The sequence below is a fragment of the Microcoleus sp. AS-A8 genome, from assembly GCA_039962225.1.
Taxonomy (GTDB): Bacteria; Cyanobacteriota; Cyanobacteriia; order Cyanobacteriales; family Coleofasciculaceae; genus Allocoleopsis.
The window spans coordinates 203,346-228,183 of sequence record JAMPKV010000001.1; the positions used below are offsets into that span (position 1 = coordinate 203,346).

The 24,838-nt window shown below is 46.7% G+C and carries 22 protein-coding genes; 6 read left to right on the top strand and 16 right to left on the bottom strand.

The features are described 5' to 3' along the window. The first annotated feature begins 26 nt into the window (after positions 1-26). Positions 27-206 (top strand): hypothetical protein, encoded by a 180-nt coding sequence (locus NDI48_00840; GenBank protein ID MEP0829750.1) that lies wholly within the window; start codon positions 27-29, stop codon positions 204-206. Positions 207-245: 39 nt separating this feature from the next. Here the strand turns inward: NDI48_00840 and NDI48_00845 are convergent, their stop codons facing one another. Continuing rightward, positions 246-527 carry a helix-turn-helix transcriptional regulator gene (locus tag NDI48_00845; protein ID MEP0829751.1) on the bottom strand — a complete coding sequence of 94 codons (282 nt, stop codon included), beginning with the start codon at positions 525-527 and terminating at the stop codon, positions 246-248. 234 nt (positions 528-761) lie between these two features. After that, the gene (locus tag NDI48_00850) at positions 762-905 is read right to left on the bottom strand and encodes a hypothetical protein (GenBank protein ID MEP0829752.1); all 144 of its coding nucleotides are present in this window, start codon (positions 903-905) and stop codon (positions 762-764) included. 107 nt (positions 906-1,012) lie between these two features. Between NDI48_00850 and NDI48_00855 the strand changes: the two genes are divergently transcribed. Continuing rightward, the gene (locus NDI48_00855; protein MEP0829753.1) at positions 1,013-1,414 is read left to right on the top strand and encodes a hypothetical protein; all 402 of its coding nucleotides are present in this window, start codon (positions 1,013-1,015) and stop codon (positions 1,412-1,414) included. Position 1,415: 1 nt separating this feature from the next. Here NDI48_00855 and NDI48_00860 read toward each other — a convergent pair whose 3' ends face one another. From NDI48_00860 to NDI48_00885, 6 genes are all read right to left on the bottom strand, one after another. Then, positions 1,416-2,405 (bottom strand): hypothetical protein, encoded by a 990-nt coding sequence (locus NDI48_00860; GenBank protein ID MEP0829754.1) that lies wholly within the window; start codon positions 2,403-2,405, stop codon positions 1,416-1,418. A 37-nt stretch (positions 2,406-2,442) separates the two neighbouring features. Beyond that, positions 2,443-3,345: a hypothetical protein gene (locus NDI48_00865; protein ID MEP0829755.1), complete on the bottom strand. Its 903-nt coding sequence runs from the start codon at positions 3,343-3,345 to the stop codon at positions 2,443-2,445. A gap of 84 nt (positions 3,346-3,429) precedes the next feature. Beyond that, positions 3,430-4,308 (bottom strand): SDR family oxidoreductase, encoded by an 879-nt coding sequence (locus NDI48_00870; protein MEP0829756.1) that lies wholly within the window; start codon positions 4,306-4,308, stop codon positions 3,430-3,432. Between the two features lie 68 nt (positions 4,309-4,376). Beyond that, a complete protein-coding gene (xth, locus tag NDI48_00875; protein MEP0829757.1) occupies positions 4,377-5,165 on the bottom strand; it encodes an exodeoxyribonuclease III in 789 nt (262 codons plus the stop codon). 117 nt (positions 5,166-5,282) lie between these two features. Then, positions 5,283-6,929, bottom strand: coding sequence for an acetolactate synthase large subunit (locus NDI48_00880; GenBank protein ID MEP0829758.1), 1,647 nt, complete (start codon positions 6,927-6,929; stop codon positions 5,283-5,285). Between the two features lie 154 nt (positions 6,930-7,083). Continuing rightward, entirely contained in the window at positions 7,084-8,451 is a 1,368-nt protein-coding gene (locus NDI48_00885) for an NAD-dependent succinate-semialdehyde dehydrogenase (protein ID MEP0829759.1), read from the bottom strand. A 437-nt stretch (positions 8,452-8,888) separates the two neighbouring features. Between NDI48_00885 and NDI48_00890 the strand changes: the two genes are divergently transcribed. After that, positions 8,889-9,347 (top strand): response regulator, encoded by a 459-nt coding sequence (locus NDI48_00890; GenBank protein ID MEP0829760.1) that lies wholly within the window; start codon positions 8,889-8,891, stop codon positions 9,345-9,347. On the opposite strand, the gene NDI48_00895 is transcribed toward NDI48_00890, so the two are convergent. Then, positions 9,337-9,738, bottom strand: coding sequence for a DUF2294 domain-containing protein (locus tag NDI48_00895; protein ID MEP0829761.1), 402 nt, complete (start codon positions 9,736-9,738; stop codon positions 9,337-9,339). The two genes, NDI48_00890 and NDI48_00895, sit on opposite strands and share 11 nt — an antisense overlap. Before the next feature lie 424 nt (positions 9,739-10,162). Here NDI48_00895 and NDI48_00900 point away from each other — a divergent pair, with 424 nt between their 5' ends. Continuing rightward, positions 10,163-10,588 carry a response regulator gene (locus NDI48_00900; protein ID MEP0829762.1) on the top strand — a complete coding sequence of 142 codons (426 nt, stop codon included), beginning with the start codon at positions 10,163-10,165 and terminating at the stop codon, positions 10,586-10,588. Positions 10,589-10,680: 92 nt separating this feature from the next. Here the strand turns inward: NDI48_00900 and NDI48_00905 are convergent, their stop codons facing one another. The 3 genes from NDI48_00905 to NDI48_00915 all read right to left on the bottom strand — a co-directional run bounded on the left by NDI48_00905 (position 10,681) and on the right by NDI48_00915 (position 16,596). Continuing rightward, on the bottom strand, positions 10,681-11,736 hold the full coding sequence (locus tag NDI48_00905) for a zinc-dependent dehydrogenase (GenBank protein MEP0829763.1): 1,056 nt from the start codon (positions 11,734-11,736) through the stop codon (positions 10,681-10,683). A gap of 216 nt (positions 11,737-11,952) precedes the next feature. Then, the gene (locus NDI48_00910; GenBank protein MEP0829764.1) at positions 11,953-12,729 is read right to left on the bottom strand and encodes a DUF3747 domain-containing protein; all 777 of its coding nucleotides are present in this window, start codon (positions 12,727-12,729) and stop codon (positions 11,953-11,955) included. A 111-nt stretch (positions 12,730-12,840) separates the two neighbouring features. Then, positions 12,841-16,596, bottom strand: a complete 3,756-nt coding sequence (locus NDI48_00915; protein MEP0829765.1) for a response regulator — start codon at positions 16,594-16,596, stop codon at positions 12,841-12,843. Between the two features lie 777 nt (positions 16,597-17,373). On the opposite strand from NDI48_00915, the gene NDI48_00920 reads away from it, so the two are divergent. Next, positions 17,374-18,015: a GNAT family N-acetyltransferase gene (locus NDI48_00920; protein MEP0829766.1), complete on the top strand. Its 642-nt coding sequence runs from the start codon at positions 17,374-17,376 to the stop codon at positions 18,013-18,015. A 328-nt stretch (positions 18,016-18,343) separates the two neighbouring features. Then, positions 18,344-18,895 (top strand): hypothetical protein, encoded by a 552-nt coding sequence (locus NDI48_00925; GenBank protein MEP0829767.1) that lies wholly within the window; start codon positions 18,344-18,346, stop codon positions 18,893-18,895. An 84-nt stretch (positions 18,896-18,979) separates the two neighbouring features. Here NDI48_00925 and NDI48_00930 read toward each other — a convergent pair whose 3' ends face one another. The 4 genes from NDI48_00930 to NDI48_00945 all read right to left on the bottom strand — a co-directional run bounded on the left by NDI48_00930 (position 18,980) and on the right by NDI48_00945 (position 24,810). After that, complete coding sequence (locus NDI48_00930; protein MEP0829768.1) at positions 18,980-20,560, bottom strand: glycosyltransferase family 39 protein; 1,581 nt, start codon at positions 20,558-20,560, stop codon at positions 18,980-18,982. A gap of 71 nt (positions 20,561-20,631) precedes the next feature. Continuing rightward, positions 20,632-22,257, bottom strand: a complete 1,626-nt coding sequence (locus tag NDI48_00935; protein MEP0829769.1) for a glycosyltransferase family 39 protein — start codon at positions 22,255-22,257, stop codon at positions 20,632-20,634. A 302-nt stretch (positions 22,258-22,559) separates the two neighbouring features. Beyond that, positions 22,560-23,384, bottom strand: a complete 825-nt coding sequence (locus NDI48_00940; protein MEP0829770.1) for a metallophosphoesterase — start codon at positions 23,382-23,384, stop codon at positions 22,560-22,562. A gap of 304 nt (positions 23,385-23,688) precedes the next feature. After that, positions 23,689-24,810, bottom strand: coding sequence for an acyltransferase (locus tag NDI48_00945; GenBank protein MEP0829771.1), 1,122 nt, complete (start codon positions 24,808-24,810; stop codon positions 23,689-23,691). Positions 24,811-24,838: the final 28 nt, after the last annotated feature.

Consider the following 24,838-nt stretch of genomic DNA (forward strand, 5'->3'; position numbering starts at 1 on the left):
AATTTCGGGAATTTCTTTCTACAAGTATGAACTCTCTAGCTGGGTGGAGAGTCAAGTCTAATGTTGTGGGTGTTTTTGGTTTGGCGATCGCGCCAGTGAATTTACCCGTAGCACGTTCAGCAGTACTTACTAAGAGCATTCCACACATCCATGAAATCTGGATGAAATTTCTTCCCGGTGTTACGAGTCGTTTGAAGGGAACGTAATTGTTCCCTAGGGGAACCACCACTTACCTCTTGATCTGCCTAACTTTCCAGAGGGCCAAGGTCGTCTGGTAGTTCATCAACGGAGCATTGCAGTATTTTGAGCAAGGCTTTGAACTGGCGAATCGTCAGCTTAGGCTCTGCTCTGCCGACCTCCCAATTGCTGACCGTTTGCACCGTCACGGCCAGAGCATCTGCTATTTGCTTTTGAGTTAAATCGCGGTTTTTCCGTAACTGCAACAGCGCAGATGATTGCTCTTGTGTTCCTGTCATCTCAATCTCAATCAGCCCACCTAAATCAATTTGTCTAAATTGGTTTGACAAAATTACCTAAATCGATTTAGATGAGATAGACACCTTAATTAGCTCAGGCAAGCAAAAAAGCGACCTTTTCCAAATAAGTTGCCCTCTGACATGCCTGCCCTTTCCCTAGTGTCTCACTATAAAGCCATTTCCAGGCACTTGTAAGCAGTCGGCGTTTACTAGACGTTGAGGCTGGTCAGGTGTCACATTTTTATCCTGCAAAAAGGCAATCGTCATCAAGAGAGCGATCGCTGTCTATTCAACCTGCAAAAAATACCCAAGGAGTGCATTATGAGCTAGAAACACCAACTTTCTCCCTGGTGCATCATTCGCCATCAGCAAAACTTGCAAAACCTCATCGTTGCCCGTTTTCGCCGCCGCAGCGATGCTGATGCACATCTGCAACTTCTCAAGCGCCTCATCCCAACGGTACCCTTCAGCATCATTTTCGACATAACCCTAGAAAGCACCGACCCCTTACAAGACAATCTAAAATCTAAAATCCAATGACTGCTCTATTTCGCCGTATCCAACCTGCCCAAAGATTCCGCATCAACAAGCGCCAAATCGCGAAATTTTTGAAAATCCCGGAATCAGTAATTGTCAAAATCGAATCCTGGCTCTACGTTTTGTTTGTTCATCGTGCAGACAAAGGAGGACGATTCATCAGTTATCGCCAAATGGAACAGTGGAAAAATGCCTGCGATTGTCAGATGCAAAAATGCTCCAATTGGGAACAGTTAAAACACTTGTGGAATGCCATTCAACGCGACCACGCAAAACACAGCGAACAATACGACGATTCCGTTCTGCCTTTTCTACAAAAAATCTCCATACAATACCAAGCATTGCTCTTCAAAGACGCACCCTCCGACCAAAAAAATTCGCCAACAAACCTGATAAATTAAATTAATCCAACGAAGCTTTAACCTTCCCATCTGGGCTAAAAGCTACGTAAATGTTGGTATTCCCTCCGCCCTCTCTTGGAGAAACAAACGCGCTACCAGGCAGGGGCAATTTTGTCTGATCGATGTAGTCTCCTGCGGCATTACTCAAAGGTCTAATTCGTTGAACCGTCCCATCAGAATTAATTGACACACTATACTCTAGAGTCTGCTTTAAACCAGCAGGTGATTGCCAACCTTTTTTGAAGTAATTTTTGACCTCTACCACTGGAGAATTCTCGCCAGGATTGAGATTGTTATTCGCTGTTACTGGAGAGGCTTCTTGATGATTACCCTGCCCAGCACAGGGGGGTTCTACTGAAGGTAAAATTGGCGGCAAGGTTGGCGGTACAACGGGGTCGCGTCCAGATAGGGAAGGTTCATTGCTCAATGCAGGTTTCGGACTGGGTATTTGGTTTGTGGAGGGGTTAACGGTGAGAGGCTGGTCTAAACTCGTTTGTGAGGGATTGAGAGTAAGAGGCTGTTTGGCGAGTCCCTGTTGTGGAGATAACTGGGGTGTGGTGGTATCGGGGAGTGGCACCGCTTCTGGGGATGCAGAAATCGGCACCTCAAGCGGAGGTATCGGCAGCGTTTGGGAGGAATTTTTCGTACTCTCTGGTTGCTGCTCTTTTTGAGGGGGTGAAGGTTCGTAAAACGCCATAACAGTTATGGCGATCGCAACTACAGAAAATACAGTCCATTTCACTCCTTGAGCCAGGATTTTCCCCATAGGCACGCGAGGGGCTGGGCTAGAAGGCTGAGGTAAATGCTGATACTTGTTTTTCTCTATATTTTGAGTTAATTGCCCTCTTTTTTTGACCTGAAAGTCGGGTTTGTCGTTACTCAGAGATTTGGCAAGGTGCTCACGATTCAACTCAATTACATTGCAGGATTTTTCCTCGAATTCAAGTGAATTGTTTTGGGTAAAAGGTCGGTTATCCAATCGGTGTTTCATGGTTTTACCTAAGAGTGGAGCAACAGTGTTCACTGATTTAAGGACGTGCCTGCTTGGGGGGAGAACTGAATGAGTCTCCACGGCGAGAATCAGGTGAGGAAATTGGCTCGTTAACCTCTTCCAAAGAGGCTTTAATCTTCCCATCGGGGCTAAATTCTAGGTTGATGCCCGTCTTCCCTCCTTCTTCAGCCGGAGTCACAAGCTGGCTACCCGGCAAGGGAATATTCGTGCGCTCAATATACTGTGTGGCAGCATTATTCAAAGGAAGAATTTGTTGAATGGTGCCATCTGCATTGAGCACAAGACTGTACTGTAAAGACTCATTCAAGCCAGAAGGAGCTTTCCAGCCTTTTTTAAAGTAGTTTCTCACTTCTGCCATGATGGCGTTCTTATTCGTGCCGCTATTCTTCTGTGCTGTTCCAGTCGAAGTGGCTTTTTCATCGGGAACCGAACTTAAAGAGGATGGGATTGGCACCGGTGAGGGAGATAGCAACTCAGGCGGAATAACAGGAAGACTGGTGTTAGAGTCAGTTCCTTTGGGACTGTTCCGATTGGGTATCGCTCCAGGAGATGGGATAACTGGGAGAAGTGGATCTAAACCTTTTGCCGGGGGACTGGGGAGTACAGAGCCTGGGAGAGGGACTGTAGGCAGGGGTGAGGGATTCGTCGCGAGAGGGTCTTTTCCCAGCCCGTCTAGGGGCGGGGATAATTGGGGTAAGGGATATAGAGGGGATGGCAATAGCTCATCCGGTAATGGAGTGTTCGGCAAATTTAGAGGAGGCGTCGGCACAGTTGAGAGGGGATTTTCCGCCAGCGATGAGGGTGGCTTGTCGATTGAAGGTACAGGCTCTCTCATCAACGCCAAGGCTACGCCGACCACCACCACAGCAAATGCTGCGAATTTAGCTTCTTGAGGAATTTTCTCCCACAACGATTTCATCTTTTCGCCCTCATCAATATTGTGCCTAAGCCGAAATATTAGGGTTGCCGCGCCTGACAATGCAACATTACTTTTGGACAATCCCTAAGTTCCCAAATAACGCCTCAAGAAACTTTCCAAAGATTCTAGCTTTAAGTTGTAAACTGACTCCAGCTTAGCAATCTCTTCTGATGTGCAGAAAAATTCATTGGCTAGCAATGTCCGCAACGTACCCAAGCCCTTTCGGGTTTGAGGATTAACAAAACCTAGAGCATTTCTGAGGCCATCAAACACGAACAAGGGTGGATTAATAATCATCGGCTCGCGGTTAAAGATGCGGCTAAAAATGCGAGGGATATCTTCCCGCTTCAGAACATCTGGCCCCCCTACAGCAAAGATTTGATTCCGTGCCCCTTCTACCGTAATAGAATCAACAGCCATCTGCGCCAAATCGTCCGTACTCACAATTGAAGTTCGGTTTTTGCCATCACCATTGAGTAGATAAATCCCCGTTTGCCGAAATTGTTCTGCCAGGGGAATAAGGTTCGATGCCAACCCGGAAGGACGCAAGATGGTATAATTCAGCCCACTTGCTTCCAAGTACTTTTCCACGGCTCGCTTGGCTTTGAAGACTGGGGCATCTTCATAACCGCGATCGCTTCCCAATACCGAGATAAACACAAAGTGCTGCACACCCTGTTCTTTGGCTTGGTCAATCAGCTCGATATTGGCTCGGTAGTCTAAGGTTTGGGCACTGCCGGTTCCAGAACCATGAGTACTAATGATATACTGAACCCCCTTGCAGGCTTTCTGGATATCTTTTTCCTCCCCCAAGTCACCGATAAACAGTTCAGCACCCCGGCTTTCTAGCTCTCCATAGCGAGAAGTAAGGCGGACAAAGGCTCGTACTGGTAGCTCTCGCTCCCGCAAGAGGCGCACGACGCGGCGTCCGATTTGTCCTGTGGCTCCAGTGACTAAGTACATGAAAAAACACCTCGTTGGTAGCGAACGGCTCTCTTCTAGTGTATTTTTCAGGAGTAAGTATTTCTACCCTAAAACTCAACAATGACTGGAGTATGGTCACTGGGTTGCTCAAGTTGCCTGGGCGCTTTATCAATGGTGCAACTGATAGCCCGATCATAGAGGTTGGGGGTGAGGTAGTGATGGTCAATCCGCCAACCGCGATCGCGGCTGAAGGCACGGGTACGATAATCCCACCAAGTAAAATGACCTGCCTCTGCGGTAAATTTGCGAAAGGCATCGGCTAACCCCACCTCTAAAACATCCCGTAAGGCTTGGCGTTCCGTAGGGGAAGCCATAATGTCGAGATCTCTACCTTTGGGGTCGTGGATATCCCGGTCGTCTGGGGCAATGTTAAAGTCTCCACAGACACAAAGCTCATTGGGCTGTTTCTCTAACAAGGCTTTCAGGTATTCCTGTAGCACCTTGAGCCAACGAAGTTTGTAATGGTATTTATCGCTTCCCACTGCCGAACCATTCGGCACATAGAGATTCACAATGCGAACATTTCCGACGATACCCGTGATCACTCGTTTTTGTTCATCTAAATCTCCGACTACCTCGACACCTAACACGGGAGCAAACCCCATGCTAATGTCCGAGACGGGGGTTTGACTGAGGAGAGCAACGCCATTGTAGGATTTTTGCCCAGAAACGTAGAGGTGGTAGCCGAGGTTTTCCAAGGGCGATCGCGGAAAATCAGCATCCACCACTTTCGTTTCTTGCAGGCAAAGCACATCGACGGGGTTAGCTTGCAACCAATCCACCACCTGTCCCAGGCGAGTGCGAATTGAGTTGACGTTCCAAGTAGCGATTTTCATGAGGCTGGCAAACCGAAATTCTGTAGGGGCACTTGGTTCGCACTAGGCTTCGCAAACGCCCCTACAAGAGCATATACAATCCTGTTCCTCCAACAACGGCTTCAGCGTCTGGGGAACCTAAATCTTGCAATTCAAATCCCCAGCTTTTTGGGTAAAGCGGAGATTTTCGCCGTAGTCTACCGGGCAATCAATCACCGTCGGAACATCTTGAGCCAGCGCTTCTTTCAAAGTTGGAATCAACTCTGCCGCCGAATTAACCCGATATCCTTTTAACCCCATACTTTCCGCAAATTTGACAAAATCCGGATTGCCAAAGCGGATGAATGCGGAGTCGCCAAAGTGATTTTGTTGCTTCCACTCAATCAAGCCATAACCACCATCATTGAAAATCAGCGTTACGAATGGCGTTCCTACCCTCAATGCTGTCTCCAATTCCTGACAGTTCATCATAAATCCGCCATCACCCGTGACGGCAACAACGTTCCGTTCCGGATATACCAGTTTAGCCCCTATTGCTCCTGGCAGGGCAATTCCCATGGCGGCAAAGCCATTGGAGATGATACAAGTGTTGGGGCGATCGCAATGATACTGACGCGCCATCCACATCTTATGAGCACCGACATCAGAAATCACGATATCATCAGGCCCCATCACCTGCCGCAGGTCATAAATTACTTTTTGCGGCTTGATTGGGAAACCTTCGTCGTTCGCATACAACTCGTAGTCGGCTCGAATATCCGCCCGTAATTCCACGGCATAGGATATGGTTTTGCCTTCCCGATCCGCCTGTTTCATAATTTCAGCGAGCGAATCAGAAATATCTCCGACCACTTCCACTAAGGGAATATAGCTGCTATCAATTTCTGCGGGGGACATGCCAATATGAATGATCGGAATCTTGCCTTCTGGATTCCACTTCTTAGGCGAATATTCAACTAAATCGTAACCCACAGCAATGATTAAATCGGCTTGATCAAAAGCACAACTCACATGGTCGCGTTGTTGTAATCCGACCGTCCATAGCGCTAAGGGATGAGTATAAGGAATCACACCTTTGCCCATAAAACTGTTCACAACGGGAATATTCATCCGAGTTGCAAATTCCGTTAGCGCTTCACTCGCACCGGCCCGAATGGCTCCATTCCCCACAAGAATCAGGGGATTTTTCGCCTTAGAAATAGCCACAGCCGCTTTACCGATACTGCGAAAAGAGGCATAGGTTTTTTCTCGCTCATCTTTAGCCAGAGGTTGACCGACTACTGGCATAGCGGCAATGTTTTCCGGCAAGTCGATGTGAACCGCTCCCGGTTTTTCGCTCTGAGCAATTTTAAACGCCTTGCGGACAATTTCTGCTGTATTACTAGGGCGAACAATCTGGGCATTCCATTTAGTTACAGGAGCGAACATCGCCACCAAATCTAAGTATTGGTGGGATTCAATGTGCATTCGGTCGGTTCCTACCTGACCGGTGATAGCCACCAATGGTGCTCCATCTAAGTTGGCATCCGCAACACCTGTCATTAAGTTAGTTGCGCCTGGGCCCAGCGTAGAAAGGCAAACTCCAGCCTTTCCTGTCAAGCGTCCATAAAGGTCTGCCATAAAGGCGGCACCCTGTTCATGACGGGTTGTAATGAATTTAATTGAAGAATGTTTGAGCGCCTCTAGAACGTGGAGATTCTCTTCGCCCGGAAGTCCAAAAACATATTCGACTCCTTCATTTTCCAGGCAACGGACCAACAGTTCAGCGGTGTTTATTTCGCCCATTTCACTTTTCCTAGTATTTAGTTGATTTTTGGCTAAGAAGATTGGAATTTGAGGGAAGCTCTTAGCGTTGAGAGACTAAACTTTGATGCTTTCTAGGAGCGTAATGTAATACACCCGTAAAACTCAAGGTATTCTTAAGAATTAAGACCCATGTTTACTTAATCCAAACTGTTTTAATGTTGACAAATTCATGGATGCCTTGAATGCCGAGTTCGCGTCCATAACCGGAGCGTTTGATGCCACCAAACGGTAAACGGGGATCGGATTTGACTAAGCCATTGATAAAGACAGCACCCGCTTCAACCTCGTCAATCAGGCGTTGGGCTTCTTGTTCATCGGTTGTCCAGGCACTAGCTCCCAGTCCAAAGGGGGATGCATTGGCTCTAGCGATCGCGGCATCAATATCCGGCACTCGAAACAGTAACGCCACTGGCCCAAAAAATTCCTCTTCGTCTGCTGGCGTCCCTGGTGGGAAGTCACTCAAAATCGTGGGTGGATAAAAATTGCCGGGGCGATCGGCGAGGAAATGTCCGCCTGTAACGACTTTTGACCCTTTTTCAATGCAAACTTGCACGAGTTCGTCTAAATCTTTGAGAATCCCAGGCGTCGCTAAGGGGCCAACATCTGTATTCTCATCCATGGGGTCACCGATTTTTAACGCCTGAAATTTCTCCATCAGGCGTCGCTCAAATTCATCGGCAATCGCATCCACGACAATAAATCGTTTCGCCGCAATGCAAGATTGACCGGTATTGAGCATCCGCGCTGTAACAGCCGTTGTCACCGCTGCTTCTAGATCGGCACTTTCTAGGACAATAAAGGGGTCACTTCCACCCAGTTCCAAAACGGTTTTCTTAATTTGCTTACCCGCTGTTGCGGCTAGACTCGCTCCTGCCGCTTCACTCCCCGTTAAGGTTGCCGCTTTGACTCGCGCATCATTAATAATCGATGCCACTTGGTCTGCACCAACCAATAAGGTTTGAAACGCGCCTTCCGGAAATCCGGCTTCTCGGAAGATTTGTTCGATCGCTAAAGCGCATTGCGGTACATTAGATGCGTGTTTAAGTAACCCAACATTGCCCGCCATCAGGGCGGGGGCGGCGAAGCGGAAGACCTGCCAAAAGGGGAAATTCCAAGGCATTACCGCGAGAATTAGCCCCAAAGGTTGGTAACGCACAAAGCTCTTACTGGCGTCCGTCGATACGGCAACGTCAGCGAGAAAGTCCGCCGCGTGTTCGGCGTAGTAGCGGCAAACTAAGGCGCATTTTTCGGTTTCAGCGATCGCACTTTTCAGGGTTTTCCCCATTTCAGTGGTCATGATCTTACCGAAGCTGACCTTGTCTCGCTCCAAAATCTGGGCGGCTTTATTCAGCCATTCGGCTCGTTGTTGCATTGACGTTTTGCGATATTGCTCAAACGTCTGTTGTGCTAGTGCTAGTTTTTCTGCAATGGACTCAGCGCTCTCGGCCTCAAATGTTTTGATGGTCTCCCCGGTTGCTGGGTTAATCGTGGCGATACCCATAAGCTTGTTCTCCAACCCCAAAGTAGATGGGTATATGTGTTGTTTTCCTTGTTTTCTTAGTCTAATGCCACCCTCACTTTCCATCCGTCAATGATGTAGATTGCTTTACAGTTTCTTTTCTTTGTTGAGGAGTGGATAGCGGATGATGCTGATACTGTAAATTTTTCCCAAAAAACTATAATCAATGACTTCATTAAACGTGGCAAATCTTAAATAAATATTTATTTTCTTTGAGATCTACACTAGAATGAAGAAGCAATTCTCTAGCTAGCTTGAGAAGATTTTTCCTGACAAATTTAGAGCAAAGACTTAACAACCTAGCGGTTCCCCACCGAATCAGCCAATCAAAAGCGCCACACCGCCGCTTTAAGAGTGCTCCTTACCACTCTGATGGCTAGCAGTAATATGACCGTCGTAGCTCTTCCCCTAAGGACAACATGGATGACTTGGATTTTTGCCCCTGTTGTGAACTCACGTATGGCGGTGCTAGTGATAATCCACGCTCTATCGCCAGCAAGCCGCTCATTTTAGTCGTTGATGATGATGAAGACAATTTGTTGCTGTTGGCTTACACGCTGGAACCGTTAGGCTTTGGTTTACTCACCGCATCTGATGGTGTAACAGCTCTACGAAAAGCGCACGCTTATCAGCCGAATTTAATTTTGCTGGATATTCTCATGCCTTACATGAATGGTATGGAGGTAGTCATTCAACTCAGGAAAGACGCAAAAATGAGGACGGTTCCTGTCATTGCTGTGACCGCCTTAGCCCGAAAAGAAGACAGAGAACGTCTTCTTTTCGCAGGGTTTAATGACTACCTGAGCAAGCCCTATATGATCGAAGAAATTGAAGCCTTAGTCCGGCATTATCTCCCCTTGCCCGTTTCTATTTCTTGAGCTTGGGAACTGCTTCAGGATTCCGAACTTCTGGTGTAACCTCTAAAACAGCGATGATGCCAGTGCGACCGGTCTCTAGGGTAGCATCGCTGAGAAGGTCCAGGACAGAGACACCGAGTACTTCCTCAATCAAGGCTTTTAGGCCGGGTTTGATGGCCTCATCCAATTCTGAACGAACTTGTTGCGCTAAGTCAGCTTGACCCCTATCCGCTAGGAGTTGTTCGGGTGGAGTAATCGAGTCTTCAATAATCAAGGCCAGCTTTTCATCAAAGATTTGACAAGTCACTTTCCCCGGCTGATGCCCTAACTGGTCGCGATACAAAGCCTGGAGTCGCTGTGAAAGCAGGCGTTCTAACTGCCCTCGGGTAGGCTTGGAAGACTCCTGTGTCATAGGGGGGTTTTGTTGAAGAATAAAATGATCTAAAGGCATATTTTAAAGATTATTCAACAGTTTTTGCGATATTGTCCTAGTCGGTCTAGAATATTGACAATTTCCTGGATTTATGCGGTTAAGACGACTACTGCTTTCATGGTACACATCATCTAGGCAAGGGCGTCGATATATTTACCCAAAAAACGAAATTATTCATAAATTTGGGTTTTAATTTTTATATTGGGGTATTTACTCCTAGAATAAGGCTAAAGATTGGTGTTCTATTGACAAATCTCAATAAAGCATCATTTATCATAGAAAATCAGCGCCGATTCAATACAAGCCAGTCTGTACTAAACGCCGCCGAGCCGATTGGGGATTGCCTTGTCCACTTTGCTGCTGAGGATTGTATCGGGAAGAGTCAACTTCCCACCAGAAGAACATGGTTATGAAAGTGGATATGGAATGTTCTCTTGGCAGCGATGATCAGGCCGTTGCCCAACAGCCATTAGTTTTAGTCGTAGATGATAATGAAGATAATTTATCATTGCTCGCTTTCTTGGTCGAGCAACTCGATTGCCAAATTCTGACGGCTGTAGATGGTAAGACGGCGTTGGATTTAGTGGAAAGTCACCAACCATCCCTAATCTTACTCGATATGATGCTGCCGGATTTAGACGGATTGGAAGTCTTATCTCGCATCAGGCAGAACCCTGTGAAGGCTAAGATTCCGGTGATTGCCGTGACAGCGATGGCACGACAACAAGACCGAGAGCGCATTTTATCAGCAGGCTGCAATGAATACGTGACTAAGCCTTACAACGTTGATGAAATAGACGCATTGATGCGACGTTATCTGGGCCAATAAGGTTGAGGGTTTGTCGGATACGTAACGCCAGAGCAACGCATCAAGGTTGCTCGCATAACAGGCATGGGTGGATGATGGCTAGTTAATCGGCGCTACTCTAACTGAGGATAAATCAAGATTTTGTAAGTATCCGGCGTTGGGGCGATCGCACGTTCAACCGCATCGGCTAAATTTTGCAGAGGGTAGCGATCGCTAATTAGGGCGTCCACATCAATGCGTCGGTTGAAGACAATATCCGTAGCTAAGGACTGAATGCGATAAGAAGAACTATAACTCCCCATCAGATCGATTTCCCGGCGATAGAGGATATTGGGATTAATGGGAATTTCCACCTCGTCGGGAAATTCAGCAAAAAATACAATTTTGCCGCCTTTGCGGGTACAGTCTAAGGCTTGGAAAAACGCTTTCTCACTGGGAACAGCGAGTAGGGTTGTATCCACACCCATACCCTCGGTGAGAGCGAAGATTTTAGCTTGTAAGTCGGGATCACGCGCATCAAAAGCCGCCTCAGCCCCCACCGCCTGGGCTTTCTCAATCCGGGCAGGGATGAGGTCAGTGGCGATCGCTTTTGCTCCAAAGTACTTCACCAACATAATAAACATCAGTCCAATCGGACCCGCCCCAGTGACCAAAATGGTTTGACCGGGGTTAACCTGGGCTTTTTTCACCGCCTTAAGACAGCAGTTTGTGGGTTCGACAAAACTCGCTTGTTCAAAACTGACTCCCTCTGGGATCGGAATTAACCCCCCATTGCGGACGATATGTCCCGGAACTTTGACATAGTCGGCAAAGCCGCCACCGCTAGGCACAAACCCTGCTGTTGTAGAGATATTTTTATAAACGTCGCACATCGAGAAATTGTCATTGAGGCAGTAGCCGCAGCGCATACAAGGGATATGGTGCATCACCACAACCCGTTGCCCCACCTGCCAACCGGTAACCTCGTCTCCGACAGCAGCAATCACACCCGCCGTTTCATGTCCGTAGATGCGCGGAGGCTCATATAGGGGATAACGAATTTTTTTGATATCCGACTGACAAAGTCCCACTACTCGCACCTGCACCAGCACCTCATCGGCGTGAAGTTCGGGAACAGGCACCTCTTCGTAACTCAGTTGATTAACCCCTCGGAATACTTGCGCCTTCATGCACTCCTCCTATTTGCCTAGCAATTTTAGCTTTTTTCGCCCAAAGCCCCTCACCCTATCGTTACTCCCATGGCTGTCGGCAGGAATAGGTGGGTTGCTTGTGTCGTTCCTGCCAATCGGGAACGCTGGCATCCCCATCCTCGCTCAAGCTGTGGTCAGCGTAAGCAGGGTGGGGAGAATATCTATCACTCCAGTCCCTTAAAATAGACCAGCCCTCTAGTTGGTTGGCACCACAAACACAGGAATCTGACGCTCTGGCGTAGCAGGAGACGACGGCTCTGGAGCGCTCGGAACCCCGATTGATGGAACCGTTGAGTCATCTCCAGGCTTGGTAAAAATCAACTCCCGCTCAGGAGGGGTTGATGGTGCAGGTGGAGGCGTGGAAAGGGCAGGTTGAGAACTCGGTAGAGGTCGAGGTGGCGTATTCGACTGGGAAGCTACCGGAGCTGATGAATCAGTCGTCAGGTAGATATGGCCTAATGACTTTCCTTGATAGGTTCTTCTCGTAAACCGCCAACCTGGGTTGAGAATGATCTTGGCAAAACCGTTCGTCATGCCCTTCGTGCTGCCAATTTCAACTTCTGCTGCACTGCGATTGACACGGGGTGTCCCAAGTAGCACCAATTCCCCATTACGCTCAACGATTCTGAGAATATAGTCTAAACCGAGGTCTTCACCACTCATGCGGAGCGAATAGCCATTACTATCGGTGCTACGCCCACAAATCCCTGTAAAGTCAAAGTTTAGGAGTAGAGGATCGACACTAACCGGGTTGCTGCCAGTTTCACTCCAGCAAGGTCGGCGATTTGAAAGTTGTTCAATAATCAGTAGTTGATGCTTGTTGTCGCCGTAGGGAGCTGCGACAGCAATGAAATTATTGCCGTTAACTTCTGCGTCGTCAAAAGTCGCGGCGGTTGTCGGACTCAAAGTACCGATGGAAAGCAAGGAAGCGACAGCTAGCCCAGCGACTCGCAGCCATTGTGAAATGTTCATGATTCACACGCATTCGCTAATTTGTGCACTGTAAGTAGACGCTCATTCCTCAAAATTAGATTCCTGATGAGTAAAGTTGAGCTTAGACATTTATATATCACTGAGTTGAGGTCACCTCTTGCCAGAATTGCTCTTTATGGGCTTGACTGAAAATGTAAGAACAGTCTCATCCACACCTTTGAGCATCAGGGGACGGAACTTGGTAATTTCACTGTCGTCCAACCAGTCAGCGACGTTGGCTGAGACGAGAATTGAGTTGGGTTCAGCCGCTTCTTGTAGCCGCGAAGCAATGTTAACCGAAGGCCCAATCGCTGTATAGTCTGAGCGTTCCTTGCCTCCGAACATTCCCACAACCGCCGTTCCTTGGTGAATGCCACAACGGAATCTCACAGGAGGTGGCCCATCTTTCCCAACAATCCCCTGTTCTTCCCATCGCTGGTTGAGCTGTTCTAGGGAACGCAACATGTGCCGTGCTGTTGCGACGGCTCTTCGTACTTGCTCTTGTGGTGCGAGTACCTCCGGAGCGCCAAAAATGGCTAAAATTCCATCACCCATAAACTTATCAACCGTACCGCCATTCTCAAAAACAGCCTGAGTCATGGCAGCAAGGTACTCGTTGAGCAACTCGGCTACACGGCGCGATCGCAAGGTATTTGATAGCTGAGTAAAGCCTACAATGTCACTGAACAAGGTTGTAATCAAGGTTTGCTCTGGACTTAAATCTAGCTCTAGTTCGCCCTTGGCCGCCCTCTGAACCATTGCCGGGGGCAAAAAGCGCCTCAGTACGGACTCTGTCAGATACGTATTCAATTCCAGCACCCGTTGCTCATTCGCCTTGAGTGCCAGTAAATTCCGTACTTCTGCTAATAATTCCCGATCATTAAACGGCTTCGAGAGATAAGCATCGGCTCCTTGTTCAGTTCCTTCTATTCGGGTCGCTTCATCCGCTTTCGCCGTGAGCAAAATAATCGGTGTCCCTTTCAACTCTGGAGTGTCGCGAATCATCCGAATCATATCCAAACCCGATACCTCCGGCATCATCAAATCCGCCACAATCAGCTGGGGACGGTACTCCTGAGCGACCTTGAACCCTTCTGCTCCGTTGCGAGCTATCTGAATTTGATAGCCCTCCTGCCTTAGAATGCGGGACACATAGGCGCGTAAATCTGAATTATCGTCTACCACCAAGACTTTGGATGGGGGAGAAGCAGGCACTCCCGTCACCTTGATCTGAGGTTCCCCAGTTCCCTGTTCTTCTTCCTCTACGGGCAATTCGATTTCTAAGTCGGCTAATTCCACCGATGCCCGACTTACCTGCATTTCTGTGGGCACTTCCAGTACTTGCTCAACGGGTAGGTGAGATGTCCCCGTTTGGAGCCACACGGTGAAGGTTGTGCCTTCTGAATAAACCGACTCTACAGAAATTTGACCTCCATGCAGTTCCACCAGTTCTTTCACCAAAGCCAGCCCCAAACCGCTGCCCTCATAACTGCGATTGACTGACCCTTCTGCCTGTCGGAACCGCTCAAACAAATGGGGCACTTGCTCCTTCTTAATGCCAATGCCCGTGTCGCTAATCTGCAACCGGACATGGTCTCCTGCTGGTTCTACGTTGATGGTAATATTCCCCCCAGCGTCGGTAAACTTCATGGCATTAGATAGGAGGTTATAAAGCACCTTATCAAATTTTTCTAAATCTACATAAACCGGAGTGCAGCGTGTTAGCTGGGTTGAGAGACGGATGTTCTTTTTATCGCAGTAAGGCCGAAACGCTTCGACAATTTGGCTGACAAACTGGACTAAGTTACAGGGACGGAAACTGGCTTGCATCCGACCGGCATCCAGTCGATGTAGATCGAGGAGTTGATTGACTAAGCGCAATAATCGTCGAGAATTACGTAGGGCAATCCCACATTGTTCGTAAGGTAAATCCTGTTTCCGCTCAATTACCGATTCCAGCGGCCCAATCATCAGGGTTAGGGGCGTGCGGAATTCGTGGGAAATATTTTGGAAAAACTCGGTCTTCTGTCGGTCTAATTCCATTAACCGCTCAGCTTGCTGCCGTGTTTTCTGATAGAGTCGCGACTGCTGAACGGCGATCGCGGCTTGTGCCGCCACGGCCTGAGCTAAATTGATTTCTGAGGGTAGCCAATGGCGAGGGCGGTAGGTGTGGCGCAAGGTAATACTGCCAATAATTGTGCCGGATGGTTGTCCTGACACTCTTGGCGTTGTTTGGCTGTCGCTCACGCTAGCGTTACTGCTGGCGCTATCAGCCAATAAGGGTACCACCAGAAGTGCGCGTGCGGGTTGGCGAAAGGGGAGATCAAACCCTTTCATCTCTGGGTTCGCCGCCAAATCATCGATCGCGACTGGCTGTTGGGTGTTCACTAGCTGTTGCAGCACCGGATTCCCAGAAATGGGGACAAGGGATTGGGGCAACTGATGAGCCACAAAGCCAGAGTTGGAGGATTGATTGATCAAGGATGTAGTGGAATTGTCCTTGTCCTGAGATTCCACCGCTTGAGCCGATTTACCATCATACAAGCCTACACATTGGACAAATTCATCCTCTTCTCTCCACAGCGATAAAGTACAGCCATCCACCTTGATCGCTTGTCCTAATTGTTGAGTAATTGCCGTGAAAATTTCTTGGGGGTCTAGGGTTGAACGGATGGCGTTGGTGATCGTGTTCACTAGAGCTTGCTGGGTTGCCAGTGCCCGCACTTGTTCGTAAGCGCGTGCCTGGGAAAGCGCCAACGCCGCTTGGTCGGCAACCATCACCACCAACTGAATTTCGTCATCTTGCCAATAGTAAGGCTGCTCACATTGATGCAGAGCCAGAACTGCGACTAACTCTTGTTGACTAATCAGGGGTACGACCAAGGTTGAGCGAATGTTGGTTTGTTGATAGGCGATCGCTCGTTGTCGAATTTCTGCACTCTCACCCAGGAAGCGCTCATCCGTTAACACATCATTAATCACTGCAACCTCGCGGGTTTCCCACACGGTTTGTTCCAACAAGGAGGGGTAAGAGGAGGATTGGCCTAAAGAGGGGCTAGGGGAAGAGGATGACGGGGAGATGGGCAGACGCGGTGACGCGAACAACGCAGAATCACCCATTACGCTCTCTCCGGCCCCAATTTCTGAATCCGTGGATATGGGTTCGGGCTTCTTAGGCGTGATTTCTTCAGACCTAGCAGAGCCATTCAGCCCGGCCTCTGTTCCGGAGCGTAGCGACCCTTGCTCTTTTTGATACACAAACCATTCATCGACCAACCGGCCATCCTGAAAGGGACGTAGAAGGCAAATATCGACCTCCAGCAGATGCCCTACGGATTCGACAATCCTTTGCAGGATTTGCTGTAGAGGAGAATCACCCTCCTGCCCAAACTGGGCGTTGCGAATCGTATTGGTAACGGTATTCAGGAGAGATTCCCGGCGCAGTGCCCGACACAGTTCTCTGGTGCGAACCTTCAAGACATTGTGGGTATCCATCGCCTGCCGCACAACTGCCTTGAGGTCATCAGAATTCCAAGGTTTTGTGACAAATTTGAAGACTTTACCTGCGTTGATCGCCTCTACAAGGTCTTCCACATCCGTGTAGCCGGTCAAGATAATCCGGATGATATCCGGGTATCGGGTAGCAGTGAGGCTGAGAAACTCAGTGCCGCTCATCAGGGGCATACGCTGATCGGAGATGATCACCGCGATATCCCCTTCATGAGCCAAAATCTCTAGTGCGGCAGGCCCATTGTCTGCCCTCAAGACTTTGTATTCTCGATGGAAAGTCCGGTAAAGCAAGTCAAGATTGTCTGGCTCGTCGTCAACAACCAGAAGTTTGGGCTTACTTGTTTCTTGGGATTTCATGCACCGCTCTCCTGCTGCCAAGGCTTGTCGGGTAAAAAAAGTCTGCACAGTGTTCACAGATTCTTCTCTTGAGAGGGGTGGCTCGTTCGTTGGGCGATCGGGGCTAAATTGATCCATCCTAATTTTGAGGCGAGTTGTTGCCTGCCTACAAAGAAAGAGACCCTCCGGAGTTAACGTTATGGTTGTGGTGCACCCCAATCGATTTTAATTTTTGTTTTCTAGTATGGTTGTATCCTTTGAAAAGAAGAACAGAGGTTATCCACTCAAAAATTTGTTTCTAACGCTTGGCGGTTTCATCCTCTGCCGAGCCACTGAGGTCGCGGTGACAAACCTGGATCTAGTTAAGCTAGTCCTGGAAATCGGCGGTTAGAAACATACCTTGATGATGCAAGGCTCATCCGGATAGGGGTCTGTTGATTACGTCGGGGCGCAGCTAGGGGCTTTGCCTTGACTGCTATTGCTCGATGCACTACTTGTACAATACTATCCTTCCCTAAACTAGAAACGCTCTTGTCTGTGTTCCTGTGTGGGAATCTCTAGTTTCCCCAGGCAGAAATAACTGACCGCCCATATCTCCCACTCCCGCATCCTCATCCTCACGCTCTTCTCTGGTATTCTCAGGCTCCATTCCCCCCTGACCCCATAAATTGGCACCCGAAAACTACAACAGTTGTTGTACAATCGCCTGACAGACTTCTGTTTGATCTAAGACATGTAAATTTTTGATAATTTGTTCATATTGAACGTTTTTAGCTGTTTTTTGCCCAAACTATTTTTGTGGTTGTGAACCCCTGCTTCTCCTTCTTGACGCCCTATGAGCCAGCCCCTACCAGTCAGGATGCCGTTACGACTGGTGTATCGCACTTTACGATCCGCACCGCTCAAGTTCGGGATCTGACCACTCTGGCAGAAATTTTAACTGACAGCTTTCATCCTCGGACTGGGGTGATCCGTTGGGCTTACCCCATGCTCCGATTGGGGATTTACGAAGATTTGCGAAATCGGTTGCGAACGAACTCGCCCCATTATGTTTGTTTGGTTGCTGTTGCCAATGGGGCTAAGGTTGCGGATTCGGGTGAAGTTCTAGCAGGAACTGTGGAGATTGCGCTGCGTTCTCCACCATCTTGGCAAGCTCATGCCTCTCAATATCCTTATATTTCTAATCTGGCTGTCAGAAAATCGTATCGCCGCCTGGGAGTTGCTCGACAATTACTCCTTGCCTGTGAACAAACGTCTCTAGAATGGGGGTTTCCAGACCTCTACCTTCATGTGCTAGAAAACAATCACCAGGCACGGCAGCTTTATCTCAAGGCTGGATATCAACTGCGCCAGGTTGAGCCGAGTTACAGTGCATGGCTGTTTGGGCAACCTAAACGCCTGTTCTTACATAAACACATTGATCTGAGTGGAACGAGCTGAAGCTCCAGCAGAAGGCTAGTATAACAGTTCTGTGACAAGAATGATTAAATGTTAATATTTTTAAAAATTTATCGGCTCTGTTCTCATCTATGATCTCCTGACTGCAATCTTTCCTGTACCCAACCGGCATGCCATAAAATGGAGTTACAAAGTTAACGAGCAACAAACAATCCTGATCGGAGTTTGTTTGATAGGGTAATTAAAAACAGATGGTAAAGTGAATTTTTCTGCTAGTGTATCCTCAAGAACTTATACCAATTGAGTTTGTCGGTCGTGCTTTCGGTCTGGGTGCCTCCCTGCTCAGAGAAATTAAGCAATACAAGTTGAGATGGAGAGCGATAACAAACAGCGTTGCCAGACAGCTCTTTACGAAGAGGAGGTGCTTGCCCGCCGGATAGGTTTCGCCGACTCTCAAGGCTATAGTGGCATGGATCAGTTTCAAGACTCACAGGCATTGGCAGTCCTCAAGCAGTTGCATGATAAGCAACTGCTAATTGTTAATAGTCGGCGTCGGAATGGCTTAATTCTGTATAAGCGCTATCACGCCGAATTTGCTGGACCCGGATCGGCAGTAGGTGGGCTATTCGATTTGGATTGCCAGCGAGTACTGCTAGTGGGTAATTTTTCGTTGGTTTATCCGGAAACGGCTGATGAGCGGCAACGCGCTTATGCGCTTCGGCGACAGTGGATTCGGCTCACTCGACAAATTACCGACAATCCTGTGCCGGCACAACGTGCTCAGATGATTCTTAATCAGTTTGAACAGTACTTTGATTCGGAGACTCTTGCGAAGTTGCCGGACGAAGCCTTTGCTCTTTTGGTAGGCGTCTTGCCCCATACTATTCGCAATGTGCGGAATATTGCGGATCGGGAGTTCTGAATGTCAGTTCCTTAGAGGTTAAGTTTTTATCCTTAATTTGTATCCCATCTGTTTATGGGTGGGATGAATTCATACTTTATTTAACTATTTTTTGAGTTGCCAAAGTTGGAGTTCGCTGGGTTCAATTGACTCGACTTTGCTGTTGTAGTCTCTTTCGAGTCCAGATTTTAAGGCAGGAGAAGGGTTAAAAACAAAAATATCACTGAACCCCTGAGGAATTTGGGGTATATTCGGTTCTGATACTAATTGAAGCTGCACTTTGGGATTGAGTAGATAGCTCATTGATAAGAGTTCACCGAAATTAGCATGATAGTAACTGGTAATGAGTAAGGGACGATTTGTTTGATTAATAATCGTCGCGGCTTGAACATGAGTATCACTAGGTTTTTTGTTCCACCATACTTGAGACTGGGAATAGACCACACAGGATATAATGCCAGCAGAAATTAGGAGCAGCATCACAGATTGCCAGAGCTTTTGTTGTAGCGAGCTAACTGAAGCAATTTTATGACCGAGAAGGTAAGCGACAGTTAACAAAATGGCTAAAAAACAAGGGACAAGATATCGAGGCACGCTGGATCTCAGTCCACCTGAGAGCAGATCGGGAATCAATAATGCCAGGAAGGGCACCCCAATCATGGTTGAAATAAATAGGTAAATCTTTGGAGAGGTTTGACGATACAGAAAATAGAACGCATAGATGACTAAAATTAAAATAATTAAGACGGGAGGAATTAGGTAAATTGCCGGAGCGCTGGCATCAAGGTTGATATCAAAGAAAACCCGGCTAATGTTGCCCACCCAACTTTTGATTAAACGGGATAAAGGGACTTTAGTGCCAGACCAAGCTGTTGATGCCTGGGCTTTTGTTAAACTATTAAAAGTTAGTGCAAGCCAAGGGGTGAATGCTAAAACTCCTGCTAATGAAGCTAGAAGATAAGAGGCAATCGTCTTGTTCCATCGCAAGCCCGTGACTATGACCACATAAAGCCCATGTCCAATAGCTGTGAGTAGAATTAAGGGAAGACTATAAAGCCCCAATGCCAAAGTTATGGCATAAATTATCCAACTTCCTATAGTCTTCAACCGCATGGCTCTTAGAAGGGAAGCGCTTGATAGGAGGATAGTTACCATCAATAGACTATACCCTCGTGCTTCCTGAGCAAAGACGACGTACACGGGTGAGATTGAACTTAGGGCGATCGCAACCCATCCCACTAGGGACGATTCAAATAATTCGATGCATAGCCAATAGATACTGGGAAATACGAGCAGGCTAATTACGGCAGATACACTCCTGATGACTGCCACAGAATTGCCAAACCAATGCATCCAAAAGCGCGCCAATATATAATAGACGGGCGGATGTTGAGGGTCTTCTATAATCAAGGTGCGAAGAGTATCGTTTAAGCTAATTTCTGGTGTTGGATACTGATATTTCAGTAAATCTCGAACACCAACGATACCCCCGTTAAAGATTAGTTGCCGCACGTCTTCCCCAGTGTAACCAGCCAAATGTAATGAGGTAATCGTTTCATCATGCCAGTAAACCTTAAGGCCCAGATTGGTGAAGCGAAAGAATACACCCAGTACTAACAAAACGATGATTAAAATTCGTAACCCAGTGGGAGGAAGCGCCCAGTGCGGTGTTAATGTGATTTTCATGGTTTACTTGGTAGTGCAAAATCTGAGCCTGAGCGATATACCCTATGATTCCTGATACAAATACATAGGTTTTAATGTTGTACTAATTTCCACAACCTGCTTTCTGGGTTTCCATCGAGCGGCTCTATTTTAGTTCTATAATCTTTCTCAATTCCTGATTGCAAGGCATTAGAGGGAGCCATAAAAAAGATATTACTAAACTCCTGGGGAATCTGAGTCACCGTATTTTTAGGAATAAACTTAAACTTTACTTCTGAATTTAACAGATAACTTAAAGAAATTAGATTAAAAACATTATAACGAGGTGGGACAGAATCAATTTCTTGAATGACCAACGGATTACTGGTTTGATTGATGATTTGAGCGAGTTGTCGATTATCGGTATCCGTGAGATTGTTCCACCAAGTTTGGGATTGAGAAATAATTACACAAGAGATAACACCACTTGTGAGTAGTGCCAGCAGAATCAGCTTCCAGAATTGATGTAATCTGTTGGAGGAAATAGTAGGGTTAATTTTAGACCCCAACAAATAAGAAACTGATAGCTGAATTCCTAGGTAAGCAGGAATCATATATCTGCCTGTAACAGATGTACGTCTTCCTAAAATCAAATCCGGTATGATGATGACTAATGAAGTAAAGCCAATTAACAAAAAGATAAACAACCAAGCTCTTTTAGGAGAAGAACGACCTAGGAAGTAAAGAGAATAGATAACTAAGGCAGTGATAACTAAGATACTTAGGCTGGGGAAAACTAAACTATGCCAGGGTACTGCAAAAGGCGAACCGGAAGAAAATCCCGTATCAATAAAATTACGGCTTAGATTACCTAACCAACTTTTGAGAAAATATAATAACGGGGTTTTGGTGTCTTGAGCTGCTGTCATGGTTAAGGCTTGCTTGTAGTTGGTTAGAATCACGACAATCCAAGGAGAAAAAGCGATGATTCCTACTATCGAGCTGAGGAAATAACCTTTTAACGTTTTACTCCAACGACCCTGGTTAATAACCAAGAGATAGATAGCCTGGGCAATGGCAACTAAGACAAAAAATAAGTGAGAATAAACACCCACTGCTACTGTTGCTGCGTAAAGTCCCCAACTCCGCCAACTATTGATGCGTATGGCTCGTAGAAGCGAAGCACTAGACAGCAAAATCGCCACTGTCCACAAGCTGTATTGCCGTGCTTCTTGGGCGTACACTAATTGAAAAGGGGAAATGGCTAGCAACATGCAGGCTAACCCTCCTACCAGCGACGATTCAAATAACTCTAAGCACAGCCAATAGATGCAAGGAAACGCCAGCACACTTAGGAAGGCGGAAAAACTTCGGATTGCCACTACTGAATCGCCAAACATTTGCGCCCAAAAACGCACCAATATGAAATAGAGGGGGGCTAGTTGAGGTTCTTCGGTGGCTAAACCTTTAACTGTATCAACGATGCTTTTTTCTGGATTGATACGTTGATATTGGTGTAAGTCTTGAAGGCGAAGGATTTGACCTTCGAGAAGTTGCTGTGCGACTTCTGATTCTGTGTAGCCAGAAATTCGTAAAGAGGTATAGGTTTCATCCATCCAGTAAATTTTTCGGTCAAGATTAACAAACCGAAAAAATAGACCCAGGACTAAGATGATGATGATTAAAAAGCGTAACCAAGTTGGAGGGAGCACCCCGATATGGAGCAATTTACGTCTCATGGATGAAACCTGAGTTCGATAGCCAAAGCCACATTTTGCACTCAGGAAAGGGAATTTTCAATGTCCCAGGGAGTGAAGAGGGTTAGCTTACGATAGCACTTCGCACTGCTGTAAGCAGATGGCGTAATGGTCTGACGGATCACCTGAGCGTGATACTAACGCGCTCAGAAGTACTATAACGAAACTCAGAGTTTTGCGATAGCGAAAGCCTTGTGGGACTTGCTAGTGTCCAAGCACTACTGTGGGGGGTAATCGTCCCTGTTGTTAGTTATTGGGGAGGATGAGGCGTCAGTCCCTCAGCTCTAAACCAGAGTAATGACTGTAACCTCTGGCGGACACAAGAAGCGTCCTGGCGCGTAACTGCCCAAACCTCGATTGATATAAAGCTGATTGTTCCCCACTTGATGTAGTCCTTGGCACCATTCCCAATGCTTGACCACTCTGGTACAGGCTCTCATGAACGGAATCCAGCGCTGCATTGGTTTGGGAATATGGGGCTGGAGCTTTTCCAGCAATACGGGTCCGGGTCCAATTCCTGGAATCACAACCTGACCCCCATGGGTATGACCCGACAACTGCAAATCAACTCGCCATTGCTGCAATAACTCAGCCGTGTCAGGGTTGTGAGACAAAACAATGCGGGGCGTCTTTGGGTCAAGTTGATTCATGACGGGTGCGGGATTGAACTCACGCGACCAGAGATCGGCGAATCCCACGACAGGTAATTCTGACCCTAAAGGATAGGCGATCTCATTCCACAACACTCGCACTCCAATGCTCGTGAGGGCGTCTGTCACTTGGGCTTTTGAGCGACGGTAGTGAAGGTCGTGGTTACCGAGTACCGCATAGATACCTACGCGACTTTGCAGATGCTTTAGCCGTTGCACGAGTTGGTAGATGGGGTTCGGGTCATCCGTGACGTAGTCGCCCGTTAACAAGATTAAATCGGGTTCAGCTTGGTTACAGGCTTCAATGGCTTGAGCCAGTAAGTCTTCCGATAGCCGCACGCCATCGTAGTGCAAATCCGAAAGCTGTACGAGTTTTGTGCCTTTTAATGACGCCGGTAAATCGGCGATCGCAATTTCCACCGTTTCCACCCTTAAAGGGCCTGAAAATACCCAGTTCATATCGCTGACTTTCCCTTCCCTCAGAAACGCGCTTCCAGCATAGCTTAGAGACCTCAGTCCACAGGGAGTATCAGTAAGTTAGGTAGACCGAGTATTACAACTCCCTGACACTGGTGCTTTTCTTGACATTACAGATCGTTGGAAAACTCACAACATTGTGAATGGGGGTCTACCGGTGACCAGCCAAAGCTGGGAGCCATGGTGCTATCTGCAAAGCCAAGAGTGCGAAACTAGCGCTTGCTCGTATCGCTATATCTTTATACAACCCTTTGTCTCTATTTCAGGAATTTTTCAGCGTATGGGGTTATAACCCAAAGACATATCGGCTGTACTTTTTGGGCAAAAATTTACAACCTAAATAAATCAAGCCGTAACATATCCCCAAATCGATCACGAAAATCACCAAAAAAGAAGCTAAGGTTCCAGTCCCTAATAATTGAAATACTCTAAAAAAAACTTTCCAAATAATAGGTTGATGAATGAGATAAATGGCGAAAGAATATTCCGATACTCTTTTAAAAATCTGATTGACTCCAAATGGCAAAAAAATCGTCTTATGGAAGGATATAATCAGGAGAAAAAAAGCGACAGAATAAAGTTGTGAAGATATGCGCCAATAGGAAATAGCCGTTTCAAGCCTTGCTCCTGTTATTCCGGCTTGAGTATTAATAGGAACTGATAAATTTGAACCATCAATGACGTAAAATTCAACGATACTAAAAATTAGAAAAATACAGGTTAATAGAGATAAAGGGAGTCTAAATTTTTGAATAGTTTTTTTAGTATTTTCATAATTTCTTCCTAAGAATAAACCGAACACAAAATAAAAAGACCAAGCCGCTACTGAGCGATACATTAAATCGATTATAGGGAAATAATGAATTTGGAATAGATAATAATACAAATAAATTGTGATTAAAATCTGAAGACCCAGAGAAATCATCAACAATTTTGTGTAACTCCAAATTCTTAGCCTGGATAAGAGCCACCACAAAACATAAAATTGGATAATCAAAACCACAAAGTAATAAGAACCTACCGCCGAACCCGTCAATAAATCTTTGATTAATGAAAATAAATTGAACCTTCTTTCACCTAAAGCAATGTCAAAAAAATAAAAAAATAAAGACCAAAAAAGATAAGGAGGAATTATCCTAAATAGTCTTTTTTTTAAAACCAAATTTGGATTTTGTTGATTATCAATCTTATATGTCAAGAAAAAACCACTAATAATTAGAAATACGGGAACACAAAATCGTTGAGCCAAATGAGTGATAACAAATAGATAATACATAAAAATCCCCTGATGGGCATATAAGTCCAAGGGGGCTGTAATATGAATAATGACGACTCCTATTATGGCCAAACTTCTAAGTAAATCGAACTCTGGTAATCTAGTCGGTATTGTTTGGTTTGTAGGACTCATTTTCTGTGGCACCCATAGGGTTAATCGG